This window comes from Luteibacter sp. UNCMF331Sha3.1 (assembly GCF_900109915.1).
Lineage (GTDB): Bacteria > Pseudomonadota > Gammaproteobacteria > Xanthomonadales > Rhodanobacteraceae > Luteibacter.
In genome coordinates, this window is the sequence record NZ_FOBU01000002.1 from 326,026 (window position 1) to 345,836 (window position 19,811).

Here is a 19,811-nt window from a genome sequence, read left to right on the forward strand (position 1 = left end):
GCGTTGTAAAGCCGACGCTTGCCGTGCCCCGGCACGTGACTTCAGTCAGGTGGTGCCGGCCGCGCGAAGCCCTATGATGCGGGCATGTCCAAGGTCCAGTTCAATCACGTCCGCCTGCTGCGCTACGCGACGTATTTCGTCTTCCTGTGCGCGGGGCTGCCGCTGTCGATGCAGCGCGCCGGCTCCGGCCCGGGGGCGATCGGCGACATGGCCCTGCTGGCCTGGACCGCGTGCTACCTCGTGTTCGGTCTCGTCCACTGGCTGCTCACGAACCAGCTCGGTGCGCGCCTGAACGGTGCGACCCGTGTCGCGGTGCTGGTGATCCTGACGGGCACGGCGCTGGCCATCGGCGCGCTCAGCAAGAGCGGCGTCGGCGCGCTGCTGCTGATCATCGTGGCCACGGTGGTGCCGTGGCTGGTGAGCCTGCCGCTGGGCATCGCATGGATGGTCGTGGCGCACGTGGCGCTGGTGCCGGTGTTCGCCGAGGTGCCCGGATGGGGTGTCGTGAGCGCGCTGATGCAGGCCTGCCTCTATTTCGGGTTCTCCGCGCTCGTGTTCATCGCGTCCATGGTCGCCAGCCAGCAGGCGGAAGAACGCGAGGAACTGCGTCGCCTGAACTCCGAACTGCGCGCCACTCGCGCGCTGCTCGCGGAATCCACGCGCATCGCCGAGCGCATGCGCATCGCGCGCGACCTGCACGACCTCGTCGGCCATCACCTCACCGCGCTCAGCCTGAACCTGGAGGTGGCCAGCCACCTCACCAACGACGTGGCGCGGGAGCACGTGCTGAAGGCCCAGAGCACCGCGAAGCAGCTCCTGGCCGACGTGCGCGAGGTGGTCAGCGAACTGCGCCAGGACGACGCCATCGATCTCACGCAGGCCCTGCGCAGTCTCACCGAGGGTGTTCCGGGGCTCGACGTGCGCCTGTCGGTGCCGCCGCGCTTCGGGGTGGAGGATCCGCGCCGCGCGCAGATGTTGCTGCGCTGCGTGCAGGAGATCCTGACCAATACGGTGCGCCACGCGAGCGCCCGCCACCTGTGGCTCACGTTCCGCCACACCGGGCCCGACGAGCTCTGCCTCGACGCACGCGACGACGGGCGCGGGAGCGGCGAATTCCAGCCCGGCAACGGGCTCAACGGCATGCGCGAACGGCTCGCCGAATTCGGCGGCACCCTTGCGTTCCGTACCGACCCGGCGGGTGGTTTCGCGCTCACGGCGCGACTGCCTCTCGGTGAAGAACCCACACTGGCCCACACGCCCGCGCGCAAGGTCCTCGACGCGGGCACAAGCGACGAGCCCGAGGGCCTGCCGCGTGCCAAACTCTCCGTTCCTTCCGAGGATCTTCCATGATCTCCGTTTGCCTCGTTGACGATCAGAACCTGGTTCGCCAGGGCATCCGCTCCTTGCTGGACCTCGCCGGCGACATCCGGGTCGTGGCCGAATGCGCCGACGGCGCCCAGGCCGTGCAGTCGATTCCCGTGGTGCGACCGGACGTCGTGCTGCTCGACCTGCGCATGCCGAACATGAGCGGGCTCGAAGTGCTGCAGGCGCTCGGCGGCCGCAACGAACTTCCGCCGACGATCATCCTGACCACCTTCGATGACGACCAGCTCGTGCTGGCCGGGCTCAAGGCCGGCGCGCGGGGCTACCTGCTGAAGGACGTCTCGCTCGACCAGCTCGTGGAAGCCGTCCGCACGGTGGCGGCGGGCGGCTCGCTGGTGGCACCGATGGTGACCCAGCGCCTGCTCGCCGGGGTCGGTCGCATCCAGAACCAGTTCTCGAGCCTGGAACAGCCGGATCCTCTCACCGAGCGTGAGACCGAAATCCTGCGGCTGCTCTCCGGTGGCTACAGCAACAAGGAGATCGCCAATTCCCTCCGCGTGGCCGAGGGAACGGTGAAGAACCACGTCTCCAACATCCTTTCCAAGCTCGGCGTGCGCGACCGCACCCGCGCCGTGCTCAAGGCCCTCGAGCTCGGGATCGTCTGACCCGGGCCGGCACCGCCGGCCGGAGCCGGCTCCAGCCTTGCCGAAAAGCCGCTTGAAGCAGGTTGCGAAAAAGGGCAGGGGACCCAATGGCGTTCGCCGTCGCGAGCAAGTACCATCGGTCCTTTCGGCGCGGGCGAACCCCTGCCACGGGCCGATTCTTCAGGGGTGACCGCTGGCCTCGCTGGCCTTGCGTGGAGCCCGTTCGTGAGACGTTCGGAGAACCGTGGAATGACGCGTCTGTTAGAATTTATTGTCGCCCTCGTCATCGTCGCCATACTCGGTGTCGTGGCCGGCATAGCGATGCCCTCGACTGGACATGTCGAGCGCGAAATGCTGATCAGCAAGGACTTGCGCCAGGTTTACGACGTTTTCAGCAACTTCCGTCGCTTCCCCGACTACACCGTCCTGCGCTCCTTCGATCCGAAGGTGCAGTTCGAGCTGTCGGGCAAGGCGTATGGCGTTGGCTCGAAGATCGCCTGGAAGGCCGCCGACGAGAAGGTCGGTGACGGCTCCCTCGAAATCGCCTCGATCGATCCCGGCTTCGCTCAGGTGTCGGACGCCGGCAAGGGCACCATTGTCTGGAACCTGGACAACGGCTGGCGCGGCAGCGACAAGAAGTTCACCATCAAGCTCGAGCGCAGCGGTCGCAGCCAGAAGCTCGTGAAGGTGAACTGGGCCTACGACGTCTCGTACGGCTTCAACCTGATCAACCGCTTCTCGAATCTCTACATCCATGGCGATCCGGATTCGCTGATCCAGTTCAGCCTGTCGAACCTGCAGAACCTGATGGCGTCGATCCCCAACATCGACTACAGCAAGATGGTTCCGTCGATCGTCGAAACGCCTGCCAAGCCGGTGCTGCTGGTCTCGACCACCGCTCCGCGCACGCTCGACGACGTCGACACCGCGTCCGACAAGGCCATGGCCGAGATCCAGGCCGCCGCCAAGAAGCTCGGCGTGAACATCGTCGGCCCGCGCATCACCTTCACCACGAACTGGGGCGACCAGAACTACACGTTCGACGTGGCCGCCGAGATCGACGCCACCACCCTGAAGATCAACGGTCAGGACGTCGAGCTCACCGCCGCACAGCGTCCGGCGCTCGACGCCGCCGCGCCGGCCGAAGCGTCGACGGCCGCCGCGCCGGCCGATGCCGCTGCCGCTGCCCCGGGCACCAAGGACAAGTTCGGTCGCGTGATCGTCGATGGCAACGTCAAGGGCGTGCTGGCGTTCGGTGGCAAGGCCCTCAAGGCCGACTGGAACGGCACGGGCGCCGGTCTCCCGCAGACCCGCCAGATGCTCGCTGCCTACTCGCAGACGCATGGCTACAAGTACGACGACGTGACCTACCGCGCCTACGACATCCAGGTGAAGGCGCCGGTGAACAACAAGGGCACGATCGAGGGTTACGACGAGCAGAAGTTCGAGATCTATCTCCCGCTGCAGGGCGACAACATCCCGGACCAGACGCCCGAGCAGGAAGCCGGCATGAAGCAGCCGGGTCTCGAAGAGTCGGCCCCGGCCGGTTCCTCGACCGCTCCGGCCGCTGCGGGCACGGCCCCGGCTCCCGCGGGCACCGCCCCGGCGCCGGCCAGCACCGCCGCCGCTCAGTAAGTCGTTCGCCTCGCGCGACGTGAAAAACCCCGCCGGAGACGGTGGGGTTTTTTTTGCTTGTTGGTTGGACGGCTCGGCTTCGCCATCGCGTTTCGCCTCGCGTTACCGCGAAGAGCCGTCGGCCGCCGCCCTCGGCGCTCCGGGCTTCACCGTCGCTTGGGAAAGGATGCCGCTGCGCGGCCGTGTCCAATGGCTGACGCCCCTGCGCGCCCGCGCGGCGAGCGGGGGTTTTCGACTCGGCTCCTGCCTCGACGAAAACGGCCGGCCGTCCGGGCCGGCCCCCTGCGGGCCTGATCCGCCCGCCGCGCACGGTTCCGCAAGTCGCGCCGAGGGCGGCGGCCGACGGCTCCACCGACCGGCGAGGCAAGCTGCTTGTGTAGGAGCCGCTATAGCGGCGAGCTCATGTGGGAGCGGCCTCGGCCGCGATGGGTGCTCGCGACAAGCACCCATCGCGGCCGAGACGCCTGAGGGCCGACGGCTCTTCGCGGCCACGCGCAAGCCAACACGATGGCGAAGCCGGGCCATCCACCCGTTACACTGCCCGACGATGATCGAAGCCGACCGACTGACCCGCTGCTATGGCCCGCTCACCGCGGTCGATTCGCTGACCTTGCGCGCCGAGCCGGGGCAGGTGCTGGGGCTGCTCGGGCCCAATGGTGCGGGCAAGTCGACGGCCATGCGCATGATCGCGGGGTTCCTCACGCCGACCTCTGGCACCGCGCGCGTCTGCGGACACGACGTCCGCAAGGCGCCGCTCTCGGCCAAGCGCGCGCTCGGGTACCTGCCGGAGGGCGCACCCAGTTACGGCGAGATGACGATCCGCGAGTTCCTCGTGTTCATGATCCGCGTGCGGGGGCTGGAGCGCGATGTCGCGTTCCGCCGCTTCGACGAGGTCGTCTCGCGGCTGGAGCTGGAAGACGTGCTCGACCAGACGATCGGCACGCTGTCGAAAGGCCTGCGCCGCCGCGTGGGCCTGGCCCAGGCGATCCTTCACGACCCCCCGGTGCTCATGCTCGACGAACCCACCGATGGCCTCGATCCCAACCAGAAACATTCCGTCCGCATGCTGATCGACGCCATGGCGCGCGAGCGCACGATCCTCATTTCCACGCACCTGCTCGAAGAGGTGCACGCGTTGTGCAACCGCGTCGCGATCATCGCGAACGGCAGGCTGCTTGCCGACGCGACGCCGGCGGAACTGGAAGCGCGCTCGCGTTACCACGGCGCCGTGTCGTTCAGCGCGCAGGGCAGCGGCGTGTCGCGCGAGATGCTCGCGCGCATTCCGAACGTGTCGATGGTGGAAGTGGATCCGCTGGACGGTCGCGTCACCGTGTTCCCCCGCGCGGGTCTGCCCATTCTCGAAGACGTGCAGGCGCTGCTGCGCACGCAGAATCTCGAAGTGTCGGAGATCCAGCTCGAACGGGGACGCCTCGACGAGGTGTTCCGCCAGATCACCACGGCACCGCGGGAGGCGCAGGCATGACGGCGGTATCGGCGATCGCGCGACGCGAGTTGTGGAGCTACTTCGTCACACCCGTGGCGTACGTCTTCATGGTGATCTTCCTCGTGCTGGCGGGCCTGCTGACGTTCTACGCGGGCGATTTCTACGATCGCGGCCTGGCGGACCTGCAGCCCTTCTTCGACATGCATCCGTGGCTCTACCTCGTGCTGGTGCCCGCGGTGACGATGTCGATGTGGGCGGAAGAACGCGCGTCGGGCACGCTGGAACTGCTGTTCTCGCTTCCGGCGTCCATCGCGCAGGCGGTGCTCGGCAAGTTCCTCGCCGCGTGGGGCTTCATCGGCATCTGCCTGGTGCTGACGTTCCCCATCTGGATCACGGTGAATTATCTCGGCGACCCCGACAACGGCGTGATCCTCGCCGGCTACGTGGGCAGCTGGCTCATGGCGGGTGCGTTCATCGCGATCGGAGCGTGCATGTCCGCGTGCACGCGTAGCCAGATCGTGGCGTTCATCCTGACCGCCGCCCTGTGCTTCGTGCTGCTGCTGATCGGCCAGCCGCAGGTCGTCGATTTCTTCCAGGATTCGCTGCCGCCGCGCCTGCTCGGCGCCATGGGCCAGCTGAGCATCGCGCGGCACGCCAACGCCATCGCGCGCGGCGTGCTCGACCTGCGCGACCTCGTGTACTTCTTCGCCACCATCGTCGCCTGGCTCGCGGCGAGCGTGGCGATGCTCGACCTGAAGCGGACGCGCTGACGATGCGGCACCTGCACCTGACACGCGCCTTCCGGCTGCGCCTCGCCCTGGTGGCGATCGCGGTGCTCTTCCTCGTGACGATCGCCTTCAGCTCGATGTCGCTGCGCACGGCGCGCGTCGACCTGACGGAAGACCGCATCTACACGCTGACGCCCGGCACCCAGCAGATCGTGGACAGCCTGCGCAAACCGCTGACCCTGACGCTGTACTTCTCCGATCACGCCACCCGCGACCTGCCGCAGATCCGCAGCTACGAGCAGCGCGTGCACGAGATGCTCCGCGAGATCGCCGTGCGCGCGCACGGACGCATCCGCTTCAAGGTCATCGACCCCGTTCCGTACTCCGACGACGAGGACGCGGCCGAGAGTTACGGCCTCTCGCCGGCGAGCGGCGGCAGCAACGGCGAGCGCGTGTTCTTCGGGCTGGTCGGCATGGGTGGCCCGGGCGACGTACCGCCACAGGCGATCCCCTTCTTCGATCCGGCACGCGAACCGTTCGTCGAATACGACATCGCCAAATTACTCTACGAAGTCGGCATGCCGACGAAGCCGCGCATCGGCCTGATCAGCAGCCTGCCGGCGGAAGGCAACCTCGTGATCGGCGAACCGGCGTGGGCGGTGGTGAGGCAGATCGACCAGCTCGCCGACGTGACCACGCTCGATCCGGACGGCCTGAAGCACATCGACGACGGCATCAAGGTGCTGCTGCTGATCCATCCGAAACACCTGCCGGAGGACGCGCAGTACGCGATCGACCAGTACGTGTTGCGCGGTGGCCACCTCGTGGTGTTCGTGGATCCCGACGCGGAAATGGACAACGCGCCGCTGATCGATTCGCGCGGCATCGTGGACGACCACGATTCCGACCTGCGTCGCCTGTTCGAAGCCTGGGGCGTCGTCTACGACCCGACGAAGGTCGTTCTCGATCGCGCGCAGGCGCTGACGATCGAACTCAACGGCAACACCGTCGTGCATCCCGCCATGCTTGGACTCGGCGCGCAGGATCTGAACCACGACGACGTGGTCACGGCGAGCCTGCAGCGCGTGAATTTCTCGACGGCGGGTTTCTTCGAGCTGGCGCAGGACACGAAGGCTCGGTTCACGCCGCTGGTGCAGACTTCCGACGAGGCCGCCGTGGTGCCTTCGCAGCGTGTCCGCGATGCGACGTCGGATCCGTCGGCGTTGCTGGAGAACTACGAGCCCACCCACGAGCGCTACGTGATCGCCGGGCGTCTTCGCGACACGTTCCGCACGGCGTTCCCCGAGCGCAACGAGAAGGGGCATCTCGCGCATGCCGCCGCACCGGGCGAGGTCGTGCTCGTGGCCGATACCGATGTGCTGACCGATCGCCTGTGGCTCGACGTGCAGCCGCTGCTGGGCCAGCAGCAGATGACGCCGTTCGCGAACAACGGCGACTTCGTGGCGAACATCGTCGATAACCTCGGTGGCTCCACGGCATTGCTTTCGATCCGCGGCCGTGTGAACTCGCAGCGCCCGTTCACGCGCGTCCGCGCGCTGCAGGCGGCGGCGGATCGCAAGTTTCTGGTCAAGAAGCGCGAGCTGGAGACCGAGCTCTACGACACGCAGCGCCGCCTGAGCGAACTGCAGCCGACGAAGAACGGCACGGGTCCGTCGACGGCGACGGTGGAGCAGCGTCGCGAGGTCGAGCAGTACCTGCAGCGCAAGCTGGCCATCGGCAAGGAGCTGCGCGACGTGCAGCACCAGCTCAACGCCGAGATCGACGCGCTGGGTCTGCGCCTGAAGTTCATCAACATCGTGCTGGTGCCGGGCATCGTCGCACTGATCGGCCTGATCTACGGCTGGCGGCGTACCCGTCGCAGCCGCCGCGTGGTCTGAGTCATGCTGGCCGCCATGACGAAGTGGATCGTGCCCTGGGAGTTTTCCTGGGTGTTTCTCGTCGTGTTCGCAGGCGCCGCATGGCTCTACGTTCGAGGCACGCGCCGCCTGCACGTTCCCGCGACGCGCCAGGCCGCCTTCTGGACCGGCATGGCGATCGTCTACGTCGCCCTGCACACGTACTTCGATTACTACGCGGAACATGAGTTCTTCATGCACCGCATCCAGCAGGTGTTCCTGCATCATCTCGCGCCGCTGCTGATCGTCGCGGCCTATCCGGGCACCGTGCTGCGCGCCGGGCTGCCGCTGCCATGGCGGGCGCGCCTGCGCCGGATCGCGCGTTCGACCGCCTGGCGCGCCGTCAGCGCCGTCGCGCTGAATCCCGCGTTCGTCACCGCGTCGTTCGTCGCGCTGATCCTCGTCTGGCTGATTCCCGACATGCAGACGCTGGCGATGCTGGACTGGCGTCTGTACCGCGCGATGAACTGGTCGATGATGATTTCGGGCCTCGCCTACTGGTGGATCGTGCTCGACCACCGGCCGAAGCCGCCCGGCCGCATGGCGCCCGGCTGGCGCGTCCTGTCGCCGGCGATCACCATGACGCCGCAGATCGTCGCCGGAGCGATCGTCACCTTCTCGCGTGTCGACCTGTATCCCATCTTCGAGATCTGCGGTCGTGCGTTCACGATGAACGTCCTCACCGGCCAGTTGATCGGCGGCGTGATCATGTGGGTGCCCGCGGCGATGATCGAATCGGCCGGCGGCCTGCTGGCGTTGCGCCAGTGGTTGCGCCTGTCACGCAACGGGCGCCTGCCGCGCCGCCCCGTGCGCCCGCGCCGTCCTACGGCCGTGCGTTCGTAGCCCGGCACCTCTCCGACCACCGAGGTGGCGCGTTGGGTGAGCAAGGGGCAGGCGCCGCGGGCATGAGTAATGCCGAAAGGGCATGGGGGGGATGGCGTGCGACCGAGTCCTTGCTCTCGTACGGTGGATCGCTTGCTACCGAGCACTCGCTGGCACTGGTGAAGATTCTGGACATCGCGGGCGATCGTGCCGATCAGTAAACCTTCGGCACGCGCTCGCCCTTCGCCGTGACCTTGTCTTTTTTCGGCTTGCCGGCCAGGGGCGGCAGGTCGAAGGGCTTGTCCGGCGTCAGTTTGTCGGGGATACGGTCGAGCAGGTGACGGATGAGGTTCAGGCGGCCCGTCTTCTGGTCGTTGAAGTCGGCGACGAACCAGGGTGCATCGTCGGTATCCGTATGCTGGATCATGGCATCGCGGAGATCGCCGATCTCGGCGTACTTGTCGCGCGCCTTGATGTCCACGGGCGACAGCTTCCAGCGCTTGAGCGGATCCGCCGCACGGTCGGCGAAGCGTTCTTCCTGCTCCTTCTGGTCGACCGAGAGCCAGTACTTGATCAGGATGATGCCGTCGTCGACGAGCATCTTCTCGAAGACGGGGCAGACCTTCATGAACCGGTCGTATTCCTCTTCGGTGCAGAAGCCCATCGCGGGCTCGACCACGGCGCGGTTGTACCAGCTGCGATCGAACAGCACGAGCTCGCCGGCGGCAGGCAGTTCGGCCACGTAGCGCTGGAAATACCATTGCGTGTCTTCGGTCGCCGTGGGCTTCGACAGCGCGACCACCCGCGCGGCACGCGTGTCGAGCTTGTCCGTGATGGCCTTGATCGTGCCGCCCTTGCCGGCCGCGTCGCGGCCTTCGAAGACCACGACCATCCGCTTGCGCGTGTGGCGCAGCCACCGCGTCAGGCCGACGAGTTCGACCTGGAGTTCCTCGAGCGCCTTCTCGTACTTCTTTTTCTTGCCCATGCGTGGAAGCCCTTGGGTTGGGGCCATCACTATGCCGCATCGAACGTCGTCGCGACGTGGGAGCCAGCCTGACGGCGATGGGGCGTGTGGCAAGCACGCATCGTCAGCAGGCTGGCTCCCACCACGGGGGTTATCGCCAGTGGCCTGCTTCTCAGCCGGTATTCCGGATCAGCCGCCGGCCGTCAGCGTCTGCAGCTCGTCCGCCTGGTTCTCGCGGGTGAGGGTGTCGATGAGTTCGTCGAGGTCGCCCTGCATCGTCTCGGTCAGCCGGTACAGGGTCAGGTTGATGCGATGGTCGGTGATGCGGCCCTGCGGGAAGTTGTAGGTGCGGATGCGCTGACTGCGATCGCCGGAGCCCACCTGCAGGCGACGCGATTCGGCCTGCGCGGCGCTCTGCTTGCTGCGTTCCGCGTCGAGCAGGCGGGCCTTCAGCAGGCTCATCGCGCGGGCGCGGTTCTTGTGCTGGCTACGCTCGTCCTGGCACTCCACCACGGTGCCCGTGGGCAGATGGGTGATGCGGATGGCGGAGTCGGTCTTGTTGACGTGCTGACCGCCGGCGCCGGACGCGCGGAACGTGTCGACCTTGAGGTCGGCGTCGCGCAGTTCGATGTCGTCGACTTCGTCCTGTTCGGGCAGGATCGCCACGGTGGCGGCGGACGTGTGGATGCGGCCCTGCGATTCCGTCTCCGGCACGCGTTGCACGCGATGCGTGCCCGATTCGAATTTCAGCTTCGAGTACGCGCCGCGCCCTTCGATGCGGGCCACGACTTCCTTGTAGCCGCCGTGCTCGCCTTCGTTGGCGTTGAGGATCTCCACGTGCCACCGCTGCCGCTCGGCATATCGCGCGTACATGCGGAACAGGTCGCCCGCGAAGATCGCGGCCTCGTCGCCGCCCGTGCCCGCGCGGACTTCGAGGAACAGGTTGCCTTCGTCGCGCGGGTCCTTCGGCAGGAGCAGCACCTGCAACTCGGCGTCGAGACGGGCGAGCTGCGCCTCGACGCGTTCGATGTCGTCGGCCGCCATCTCGCGCATCTCGGGATCGTCGAGCATCGCGCGCGATTCGGCCAGTTCGCGCTCGGCGTCGTCGTGGTGCTTCAGCGAGGCGGCCACGGGTTCGAGCTGCGCGTATTCGCGGGAGAGGTCGCGAAAACGCTGGCCATCGGCGAGCACGTCCGGCTGCGCGAGGAGCAGCCCGATCTCTTCGTGGCGTTCGGCGAGTGCTTCGAGTTTGCGGCGGATCGAGGGGGTCATGCGGTGCGTGAAGTCCGGCTGGGTGGAAGTCCCAAGCCGCACATCATGCGGAAACGTCGTCGTCCGGGTCCAGTCCATACAGCCGGCCGGCAGCGTGGAGGAGGTCGAGGTCGCCCGACATGGCCGCGTCGCGAAGGCGCGCGCTGGGCGTGTGCAGGAGCTTGTTGGTGAGGGTGTTGGCCAGGAAGGCGAGGGCTTCCTCGGCCGTGCGACCCCGGCTGAGCATGGCCTGGGCCTTGGCCAGCACCTCGTCGCGCTGAGCCTCCGCGGCGACGCGCATGTCGACGGCGGGATTGCGCAGGCCGAGGGCGCGGCGCCACGACATGTAACGCTCGACCTGGAGGTCGATGATCGCATCGGCCTCGCGGGCGGCCAGCTCGCGCGACCGGCGGTTCTCGTCGATGACCTGGCGCAGGTCGTCGATGCCGTAGAGATAGACGTCGTCGAGCGCGGCCACCTCGGGCTCGATGTCGCGGGGCACGGCGATATCGACCATGAACATCGGGCGCCTGCGCCGGGCGGCGATCGCGTCGGCCACCATCGGGCGCGTGACCACCGGGACGCGCGAGGCCGTCGACGTGATGACGATGTCCGCCTCGGCGAGATGTCGCGGCAGGTCGGCCAGCGAGATGGCGTAACCGGCATAACGGCTCGCCAGCTCCTGGGCGTTCTCGAGCGTGCGGTTGGCGACGATCAGCCGGCGGACGTTCTTGTCGGCAAGGTGTCGCGCGGCGAGTTCGATCGTTTCGCCCGCACCGATCAGCAGGACGCAGGCCTGGCGCAGATCGGTGAAGACCTGTTCCGCCAGACGCACGGCGGTGTAGGCCACCGAGACGGTATGCGCGCCGATGCGGGTATCGGTGCGCACGCGCTTGGCCACGGCGAACGTATGCTGCAGCAGGCGCTCCATCGGTGCCCGCAGGGTCTGTGCCGAGCGCGCGTGCTGGTAGGCGTCCTTCACCTGACCAAGGATCTGCGGTTCGCCGAGCACCATCGAATCGAGGCCGGTCGCGACGCGGAACATGTGCCTCACGGCGTCCTGTTCGTCGTGCCGGTAGAGGAACTCGTCGAGCCGTTGCGGGGTCAATCGGTGCTGGCGCGACAGCCACTGGCCCGGCACGCCCTCGAAGCCCTCGGCCACGCTGCAGTAGAGCTCGGTGCGATTGCAGGTCGACAGGATCATCGCCTCCTCGATCCCGGGCTGCCGGGTGAGGTCGTCGAGCGCCTCCGGCGTCACCGCGGCGTCGAATGCCACCTGCTCGCGCAGGCTGACCGGCGCGCTGAGGTGATTGAGCCCGAGGGCGATGAGTGGCATGACGGGCTTGGGTCGGCTTGGGTCGGCTTGGGTGGCGTCGGCTAAGCTAAGGGCGCATTGTGCGCTGAGATGGAACCGGGTGCTTGTTGGCACCTGTCCTGAAACGACGGAGAGTAGTGTGCTGACGGGTCGGTCCAAGTTCAAGCAACTGCGGCAATTCGTGGCCCTCGCGGCCCTCGCCGCCGCCCTGGCCGGCTGTGCCGCCGGGCCTGCGAAGGTTCCCGCCGAGGCGCCCCGGGCCGTTCGCACCGGCGTGCAGCCGCTGGACCGGCTCCAGGTGGCTATCGTGCCTCCCGAGCGCGATCTCCAGGCCCTGCTGATGGCCGGCGACTTCGCGTTGGCCGCCAACGATCTCAAGGCCGCCTCGGACGCCTACGTGAAGGCGGCGGCAATCAGCGACGACCCCAAGGTGGCTTCCCGGGCCGTCGAGCTGGCCCTCGCGGTGCACGACCAGGCCGGCACGGAAAGCGCGGTGAACCGCTGGGCGGCGCTCGGTGCGAGCCCGGCCGACCTCGCCAGTGCCCGTGCCCGCGTGGCGCTCGATACCGGCAATACGGCGGAGGCCCAGCGCCAGCTCGATCTGCTCGTCTCCAGCGGCGCGCCGGACGCCTGGCGTGAGTTCGGTCGCATCGTGGTCACGGCACGCGACGCGGCGCAGGCCGGCGTGCTGCTCGAGCGCATCGCCACCCCGCAGCGCCTGCCGAACGACGCTACGGCGTGGCTGGCCATGAGCGAGCTGGGCGAGAACCTCGGCCGCCACGATTACGCGAAGCGCATCGGCGACGCCGCCCTCGCCCGATTCCACGACGGCACGACCTACGCATGGGCCGGCCAGCAGGCGTTCCGCGCCGGCGACAAGGCGGGGGCGAAGAAGCTGTTCGCGAAGGCCGTGGCGAAGGATCCGAAAAACGCGCGCCTGCGCCTGGCCTACGCCACGCTGATGATCCAGGACGGCGACACGCGCGGCGCGGCGTCCCTGCTGTCCGTGGGCACGCAGAACGCCGACACCTATGCGATGCGCATGAGCCTCGCGGCACGCGCGGGCGACAAGCCCGCCCTCGCGCGCCTCTATCAGGAAATCCGTCGCCGGCCCGACGCGGTGCAGACCGAGAACGCGTTCGTCCTCGGCCAGCTGGCCGAGCTGCTGGGGCACGACGAGGACGCGCTGGACTGGTATGCCGCCGTGGGCGACGACGATCCGCGTATCTTCGACGCGTCCGTGCGCAGCGCGGTCGTGTTGCACCAGCAAGGCAAGGACGACGACGCGCAGGAAATCGTCGCCGGGCTGCAGACGTCCTACGCGGATCACCCCGATCGGTTGCGCCAGGCCTACGCGCTCGAAGGCGAGCTGAACATGGACGGGCGCCAATTCGACGCCGCCGCGACGGCTTACGACAAGGCCCTTCGCGTCAAGCCCGACGACACCGACATGCTGTACGGCCGCGGTCTCGCCTATGCGGAGGCGGGACGCATCGATCAGGCCGTCACCGATTTCCGCCGGGTGCTGGAGCTGAAGCCGGGCGACATCGAGGCGAGCAACGCGCTCGGTTACACGCTGGCCGACAACGGCCGCGATCTCGGCGAGGCGCAGGCCCTCATCGAGGCCGCGCGCACGGCACGCCCGGACGATCCGTCGGTGGCCGATTCGTGGGGCTGGCTGAAATTCCGCCAGGGCCAGCTCGATCAGGCCGAGGTCACGCTGCGCGGTGCATGGGCGAAGCGCAAGGACGCCGACATCGGCGTCCATCTTGCCGAGGTGCTGTGGAGCCGCGGCCGCCACGACGAGGCGCGCAAGCTGCTCAACGAGGTGCGTCGCATCGACCCGAACAACGCATCGCTCGAGAAGACCGAGCGGAAACTGAACCCCTGATGGCGTCCATCGTCCGCATGATTGCCCCCAAACGTGTCCTCGCCACGCTGCCGATCCTCCTTCTCGCGGCGTGTGCGACCACGCGTCCCCCCGTGCGTAACGCCGGCGACGCCGTCACCCTTGGCCTGCAGGAGCAACGCGAGCGCGCGCTGGGCGACACCGATCACTGGACGCTGGAGGGCAGGCTGTCCGTCGCCAGCGACAAGGACTCCGGCTCCGGCAGCCTCACCTGGCGCCAGGAAGGCGACCATTACGACTTCACCGTGCGTGGTCCCGTGACCGGGCGCACGTTCCGCCTGAGCGGCGGCCCCGACGGCGCCGAGCTCGAAGGGCTCGAGGGCGGCACCCGCCGCGGGCCGGACGCCGAAACGCTCATGGCCGAGACGGTGGGTTGGCAGATCCCCATGGCCGAACTGAAGCGCTGGGTACTCGGGCTACGCGCCGACCGTGGCCCGGCCGACATCGCGTTCGGCGCCGACCGCCTGCCTTCCCGGCTGGTGCAGGACGGCTGGACGGTCGACTACCGGCAATGGGATGCCACGAAGCAGCCCGCGATGCCCTCGCGCGTGTTCGCGGAGAAGCCGCCGTACAAGGTCCGCCTGTCGATCGACACCTGGTCGCTCGGCCGATAATCGCCTTCGGTGGGAGCCAGCCTGCTGGCGAAGGGTGCTTGTCGCGAGCGCCCAGCGCCAGCAGGCTGGCTCCCGCCAAGGCGGGCTCTCGAAGTGCGCGGCTATACTTCCCGGCTTCCGTCAGCCGGCCCCGCCATGCACTTCACCATCTCCCGCGCCCACGACGACGACGCCGCGCACCTGTGCGCCATCGAGCGCGCCGCGGTGGAGCTGTTCCGCGGGCACGAGGCATGGCCGTCCTATTCGGGCATGTCGCTGCCGGTCGACGTGGTGCGCGACCTCATCGCGCGCGGGCTCGTCTGGCTCGCCTCGGTGGATCGCGAGGTGGTGGGCTTCGTCTGTCTCGATCCGGACGGCGCGCACGATGCGATCGGCATCGCCGAGATCGACGTGCTGCCGGCCTTCGGTCGCCGGGGTATCGGAGCGGCCCTGCTGGAGCATGCCTGCACCTGGGCGCGCGAGGCGGGCTACCGGCGCGTCGATCTGGGAACGCTGTCGGACGTCCCCTGGAACGCGCCGTTCTACGCGAAACACGGCTTCGTGGCCGTCGACAAGCACGCGCCGTCGTTCGCGCGGGCGCTGGCCCGCGACCGCGAAAACGGCTTTCCGGATCACCTGCGCGTCTTCATGAGCCGGACGCTGGCGCCGCTGGCCCCCTGCGACTGGACGGTCTGGCCCGCGCCCGCGAAGCTGAACCTGTTCCTGCGGATCGTGGGCCGTCGCGACGACGGCTACCACGAGTTGCAGACGGTCTTTCGCTTGCTCGACTGGGGCGACGAAGTGCGCCTGCGCGTCCGGGGCGACGGTGTGGTGACCCGTCCCAGGGCCATCGCGGGCGTGCCCGAAGACGAGGACCTCACCGTCCGCGCGGCACGGCTGCTGGCGTCGGCGACGGGTACGTCTCACGGCGCCGAGATCGAGGTCGCCAAGCGCATTCCCATGGGTGGCGGCCTGGGCGGCGGAAGCTCCGACGCGGCCTCCGTGCTGGTGGGACTGAACGAGCTCTGGGGTACCGGACTCGGGGAAGACGCCCTGGCCGAGCTCGGCCTGCAGCTGGGCGCCGACGTTCCCGTTTTCATCCGGGGCCGGTCGGCCTGGGCGGAAGGCATCGGCGAGGAGCTCACGCCCATGCGTCTGCCGCGCCGCTGGTACGTGGTGGTGGACCCCCACGAGCATGTCCCCACGGCAGCCCTTTTTGCGGCGCCCGAATTGACACGCCAGGCCCCGCGGGCGACAATTTCGTCCTTTGTTTCCGGGGCTTCGGCGGAAAACGCCTTCGAGCCGGTCGTTCGCGCGCGCCACCCCCGGGTGGCCGCGGCGCTGGACTGGCTGGGTGGCTTCGGCCATGCCCGATTGTCGGGTAGCGGTGGTTGCGTCTTCCTGGAAACCAGAACCCACGAGGCGGCGCTCGGCGTCGCCTCGCGTTGTCCCGGGGGCTTCACGGCCCACGTGGCGGCGGGCATCGATCCGTCACCGCTGCTGATCGCGCGGAGCCGGATCGGGGCGAAGGGAATCGTGTCGTAAGCAAGGGTAGGGCCGCGGGCTGCGGCAAAGCCGGGGCAGGCCGAAAGGTCCGCCGGAATGCATTGTTGGGGCGTCGCCAAGCTGGTTAAGGCACGGGATTTTGATTCCCGCATGCGCAGGTTCGAATCCTGCCGCCCCAGCCACCGTTCGCGGTGGCAGAACGAACCACCCCCTCTCTCACGCCAGGAGCTCCTTCGTGGATACGTCCACCCCGATGCTTTTCAGCGGCAATGCGCACCGCGCGCTTGCCGACGATGTCGCCTCCCGCCTCGGCATTCCGCTTGGCAAGGCCCTCGTCGGCCGGTTCAGCGATGGCGAAGCGCAGATCGAGATCGAAGAAAACGTCCGCAAGCAGGAAGTGTTCGTCATCCAGCCGACGGGCGCCCCGAGCGCGGAGAACCTGTTCGACCTCCTGGTCCTGGTGGACGCGCTCAAGCGCGCCTCGGCCGGTACCGTCACCGCGGTGATGCCGTATTTCGGCTATGCCCGCCAGGATCGCCGCCCGCGCTCGGCGCGCGTGCCGATCACGGCGAAGCTGGCCGCGAAGATGATCGCCACGGCCGGCGCCGACCGCGTGCTCACGATCGACCTGCACGCCGACCAGATCCAGGGCTTCTTCGACATTCCGGTCGACAACGTGTACGCCTCGCCGGTGCTGCTGGCCGACATCTGGCGCCACCACAGCATGGACGACCTGATCGTGGTCAGCCCGGACGTCGGTGGCGTGGTGCGCGCCCGCGCGCTGGCCAAGCGCCTCGACGACGCCGACCTGGCGATCATCGACAAGCGCCGCCCGAAGGCGAACGTGGCCACGGTCATGAACATCATCGGCGACGTGGAAGGCAAGACCTGCGTGCTGGTGGACGACATCGTCGACACCGCCGGCACGCTGTGCGCGGCCGCGGCGGCGCTGAAGGAAAAGGGCGCCCGCAAGGTCGTCGCCTATTGCGTCCATCCGGTGCTCTCGGGCGCCGCGATCGACAACCTGGAAGGCTCCCAGCTCGACCAGCTGGTGGTCACCAATACGCTGCCGTTGCGCGACAACGCCCGTAACTGTGCGAAAATCCGTCAGTTGTCGGTCGCGGAACTGCTCGCGGAGACGATCCGTCGCATCGCCTATGGCGAATCGGTGAGCTCGCTCTACATCGACTGATACCGTTTTTTTCGGGCTCCCCTGGTCGCGGGGGAGTCCTTTACCCACCGCCGCGAGGCGGTTTAACTGAGGCAACACCCATGGCTACCAATCATCAGCTCACGGCCACGAGCCGCAAGATCGAAGGGAAGGGTGCGAGCCGCCGCCTTCGCATTGCGGGCTACGTGCCGGCTATCGTGTACGGCGCGGGCGAAGCTCCGCAGGCGATCCAGATCCTCCACAACGACATCCTGCTCGGTTCGCGTTTCGAGTCGTTCTACTCGTCGGTCATCGAACTGACGGTCGACGGCAAGAAGCAGAGCGTCCTGATCAAGGACTGGCAGAAGCACCCGTTCAAGCAGCTCATGCTGCACATGGACTTCCAGCGCGTTAACGAGAACGAGACCGTTCGCGTCGCCGTGCCGGTGCACTTCCTGAACCAGGAAAAGTCCCCGGCCGGCAAGACCGCGGGTCTGGTGATCTCGCACAACCTGACGGAAGTCACGGTCTCGTGCCTGCCGAAGAACCTGCCGGAGTTCATCGAACTCGACCTGGCCGACCTGAAGGCCGGCGACATCGTCCACCTGTCGGACCTCAAGCTCCCGGCCGGCGTGGAAATCCCGGAACTCGGCCTCGGCAAGGAGCACGACGTCGCCGTCGTCACCGTGGCTGCGATCCAGGAAGAAGTCGACCCGACGACCGCCGAAGGCGGCGACGCCCCGGCCGAAGAGAAGAAGTAATCGGCTCCGGCCCGTACGCGCGTCGCGTGCGGGCCGGTTCCCCTTCTCTGGCACATGGCGACACTTCGTCTCATCGTCGGCCTCGGTAACCCCGGGGCCGAATACGTCAGGACCCGGCACAATGCCGGGTTCTGGTGTGTCGACGCCCTGGCGATGGATCAGGGAGAGCGTTGGACCTTCGACGGCAAGCTGCATGGCGAAACCTGCAAGCTGCGCATCGGTGGCGAAACGGTCTGGCTGCTCAAGCCCGCGACCTTCATGAACAAGAGCGGCATCGCCGTCGCCTCGGCGCTGCGCTACTACAAGATTCCGCCGGAAGAGTGCCTCGTCGCCCACGACGAGCTCGACCTCTCGCCCGGCACCGTGCGCATGAAGTTCGACGGCGGCCACGGCGGCCAGAATGGATTGCGCGACATCGTGGCTCACCTGGGTCACGGCAAGTTTCATCGCCTGCGGGTCGGCATCGGCCATCCGGGGCACAAGGACAAGGTCACCCCCTGGGTGCTCGGACGTCCCAGCGCGGCCGACGAGGACGCCATCATGCACGGCATCGGGCGCGCGTTCGACGTGCTGCCGCTGGCGCTCGATGGCAAGTTCGAAGAAGCCATGAAGCGCCTGCATACGGTCGCCTGACCCCACTTACTCCTACCGGACACAGATTCGCCATGGGCATCAAATGCGGCATCGTCGGCTTGCCTAACGTCGGCAAGTCCACCCTGTTCAACGCGCTGACCAAGGCCGGCATCGCCGCCGCCAACTTCCCGTTCTGCACGATCGAGCCGAACACCGGCATCGTCCCCGTGCCGGACCCGCGCCTGGGCGAGCTCGCCGCTATCGTGAAGCCGCAGCGCATCATCCCCACCACCATGGAATTCGTCGACATCGCGGGCCTCGTCGCCGGCGCGTCGAAGGGTGAGGGTCTGGGCAACAAGTTCCTCGCGCACATCCGCGAGACGGACGCCATCGCGCACGTCGTGCGCTGCTTCGAGGATGGCAACGTCATCCACGTGGCGAACAAGGTCGATCCCATCGCGGACATCGAGACGATCGACACCGAGCTGGCGCTCGCCGATCTCGAGGCCGTGCTGAAGGCACTGGACCGCGCCACGCGCGCCGCCAAGGCCAACGACAAGGAGGCGCTCGCCCGCAAGCCGGTGCTCGAGAAGCTCGCCAAGGTGCTCGATCAGGGCAAGTCGGCGCGTACCGCCGGCCTCGACGCCGAAGAGAGGGCGCTCGTGCGCGACATGTTCCTGATCACGCTGAAGCCGATCATGTACATCGCCAACGTGGCGGAAGACGGTTTCGAGAACAACCCGCACCTCGACGCCGTGCGCGCCCGCGCGCTGGAAGAAGGCGCCGAGGTCGTGCCGGTGTGCGCCGCGATCGAGGAAGAACTCGCCCAGCTCGACGACGCCGATCGCGACGAGTTCCTCAAGGACCTCGGCCTCGAGGAGCCGGGCCTCAATCGCGTGATCCGCGCCGGCTACCGCCTGCTTGGCCTGCAGACGTACTTCACGGCGGGCGTGCAGGAAGTGCGCGCCTGGCAGCTCCGCGCCGGTTCGACCGCGCCGCAGGCGGCGGGCGTGATCCATACCGATTTCGAGCGCGGCTTCATTCGCGCGGAAACGGTGGGGTACGACGACTACATCAAGTTCAATGGCGAGCAGGGCGCCAAGGAAGCCGGTCGCCTCCGCCTCGAAGGCAAGGAATACATCGTCAAGGAAGGCGATATCCTGCACTTCCGCTTCAACGTCTGACGAAAGACCCCGGCCACGCCGGGGTTTTTTTTGCCCCCGCACGCGGCATCGCTGTTGGCGCAATTCAATCGCTTGCAATTCAATACCGACGTC

The 19,811-nt window shown here is 67.8% G+C and carries 17 protein-coding genes and 1 tRNA gene; 15 read left to right on the plus strand and 3 right to left on the minus strand.

What is annotated here, in order from left to right; all coding sequences use genetic code 11:
- Positions 1-84: 84 nt before the first annotated feature.
- The 7 genes from BMX32_RS09750 to BMX32_RS09780 all read left to right on the plus strand — a co-directional run bounded on the left by BMX32_RS09750 (position 85) and on the right by BMX32_RS09780 (position 8,533).
- Entirely contained in the window at positions 85-1,350 is a 1,266-nt protein-coding gene (locus BMX32_RS09750) for a sensor histidine kinase (RefSeq protein WP_089978059.1), read from the plus strand.
- Positions 1,347-1,988: a response regulator gene (locus tag BMX32_RS09755; protein ID WP_089978062.1), complete on the plus strand. Its 642-nt coding sequence runs from the start codon at positions 1,347-1,349 to the stop codon at positions 1,986-1,988. The genes BMX32_RS09750 and BMX32_RS09755 overlap by 4 nt, the downstream gene beginning before the upstream one ends.
- 228 nt (positions 1,989-2,216) lie before the next feature.
- On the plus strand, positions 2,217-3,602 hold the full coding sequence (locus tag BMX32_RS09760; RefSeq protein WP_089978066.1) for a polyketide cyclase: 1,386 nt from the start codon (positions 2,217-2,219) through the stop codon (positions 3,600-3,602).
- A gap of 547 nt (positions 3,603-4,149) precedes the next feature.
- On the plus strand, positions 4,150-5,085 hold the full coding sequence (locus tag BMX32_RS09765) for an ABC transporter ATP-binding protein (protein ID WP_089978070.1): 936 nt from the start codon (positions 4,150-4,152) through the stop codon (positions 5,083-5,085).
- Positions 5,082-5,816, plus strand: coding sequence for an ABC transporter permease subunit (locus BMX32_RS09770; RefSeq protein ID WP_089978074.1), 735 nt, complete (start codon positions 5,082-5,084; stop codon positions 5,814-5,816). Before BMX32_RS09765 ends, BMX32_RS09770 begins: the two co-directional genes overlap by 4 nt.
- 2 nt (positions 5,817-5,818) lie before the next feature.
- Positions 5,819-7,672 (plus strand): GldG family protein, encoded by a 1,854-nt coding sequence (locus BMX32_RS09775; protein WP_089978077.1) that lies wholly within the window; start codon positions 5,819-5,821, stop codon positions 7,670-7,672.
- A gap of 3 nt (positions 7,673-7,675) precedes the next feature.
- A complete protein-coding gene (locus BMX32_RS09780) occupies positions 7,676-8,533 on the plus strand; it encodes a cytochrome c oxidase assembly protein (protein WP_089978081.1) in 858 nt (285 codons plus the stop codon).
- Between the two features lie 193 nt (positions 8,534-8,726).
- Here the strand turns inward: BMX32_RS09780 and ppk2 are convergent, their stop codons facing one another.
- From ppk2 to hemA, 3 genes are all read right to left on the minus strand, one after another.
- The gene (ppk2, locus tag BMX32_RS09785; RefSeq protein WP_089978085.1) at positions 8,727-9,497 is read right to left on the minus strand and encodes a polyphosphate kinase 2; all 771 of its coding nucleotides are present in this window, start codon (positions 9,495-9,497) and stop codon (positions 8,727-8,729) included.
- 168 nt (positions 9,498-9,665) lie between these two features.
- Complete coding sequence (gene prfA, locus BMX32_RS09790; protein ID WP_089978088.1) at positions 9,666-10,748, minus strand: peptide chain release factor 1; 1,083 nt, start codon at positions 10,746-10,748, stop codon at positions 9,666-9,668.
- Between the two features lie 43 nt (positions 10,749-10,791).
- The gene (gene hemA / locus BMX32_RS09795; RefSeq protein WP_089978092.1) at positions 10,792-12,063 is read right to left on the minus strand and encodes a glutamyl-tRNA reductase; all 1,272 of its coding nucleotides are present in this window, start codon (positions 12,061-12,063) and stop codon (positions 10,792-10,794) included.
- Between the two features lie 118 nt (positions 12,064-12,181).
- On the opposite strand from hemA, the gene BMX32_RS09800 reads away from it, so the two are divergent.
- The 8 genes from BMX32_RS09800 to ychF all read left to right on the plus strand — a co-directional run bounded on the left by BMX32_RS09800 (position 12,182) and on the right by ychF (position 19,718).
- Positions 12,182-13,933, plus strand: a complete 1,752-nt coding sequence (locus BMX32_RS09800; RefSeq protein ID WP_089978096.1) for a tetratricopeptide repeat protein — start codon at positions 12,182-12,184, stop codon at positions 13,931-13,933.
- On the plus strand, positions 13,933-14,565 hold the full coding sequence (gene lolB / locus BMX32_RS09805; RefSeq protein WP_089978099.1) for a lipoprotein insertase outer membrane protein LolB: 633 nt from the start codon (positions 13,933-13,935) through the stop codon (positions 14,563-14,565). Before BMX32_RS09800 ends, lolB begins: the two co-directional genes overlap by 1 nt.
- 135 nt (positions 14,566-14,700) lie before the next feature.
- Entirely contained in the window at positions 14,701-16,089 is a 1,389-nt protein-coding gene (ispE, locus tag BMX32_RS09810) for a 4-(cytidine 5'-diphospho)-2-C-methyl-D-erythritol kinase (RefSeq protein WP_089978105.1), read from the plus strand.
- Positions 16,090-16,155: 66 nt separating this feature from the next.
- A tRNA-Gln gene (locus tag BMX32_RS09815) sits at positions 16,156-16,232 on the plus strand.
- Positions 16,233-16,285: 53 nt separating this feature from the next.
- Positions 16,286-17,242 carry a ribose-phosphate diphosphokinase gene (locus tag BMX32_RS09820; protein WP_280140832.1) on the plus strand — a complete coding sequence of 319 codons (957 nt, stop codon included), beginning with the start codon at positions 16,286-16,288 and terminating at the stop codon, positions 17,240-17,242.
- Between the two features lie 80 nt (positions 17,243-17,322).
- Positions 17,323-17,961 carry a 50S ribosomal protein L25/general stress protein Ctc gene (locus BMX32_RS09825; RefSeq protein WP_089978111.1) on the plus strand — a complete coding sequence of 213 codons (639 nt, stop codon included), beginning with the start codon at positions 17,323-17,325 and terminating at the stop codon, positions 17,959-17,961.
- A gap of 54 nt (positions 17,962-18,015) precedes the next feature.
- On the plus strand, positions 18,016-18,594 hold the full coding sequence (gene pth / locus BMX32_RS09830; protein WP_089978114.1) for an aminoacyl-tRNA hydrolase: 579 nt from the start codon (positions 18,016-18,018) through the stop codon (positions 18,592-18,594).
- 32 nt (positions 18,595-18,626) lie between these two features.
- Positions 18,627-19,718, plus strand: coding sequence for a redox-regulated ATPase YchF (gene ychF, locus BMX32_RS09835; protein WP_089978118.1), 1,092 nt, complete (start codon positions 18,627-18,629; stop codon positions 19,716-19,718).
- The last annotated feature ends 93 nt before the right edge of the window (positions 19,719-19,811 follow it).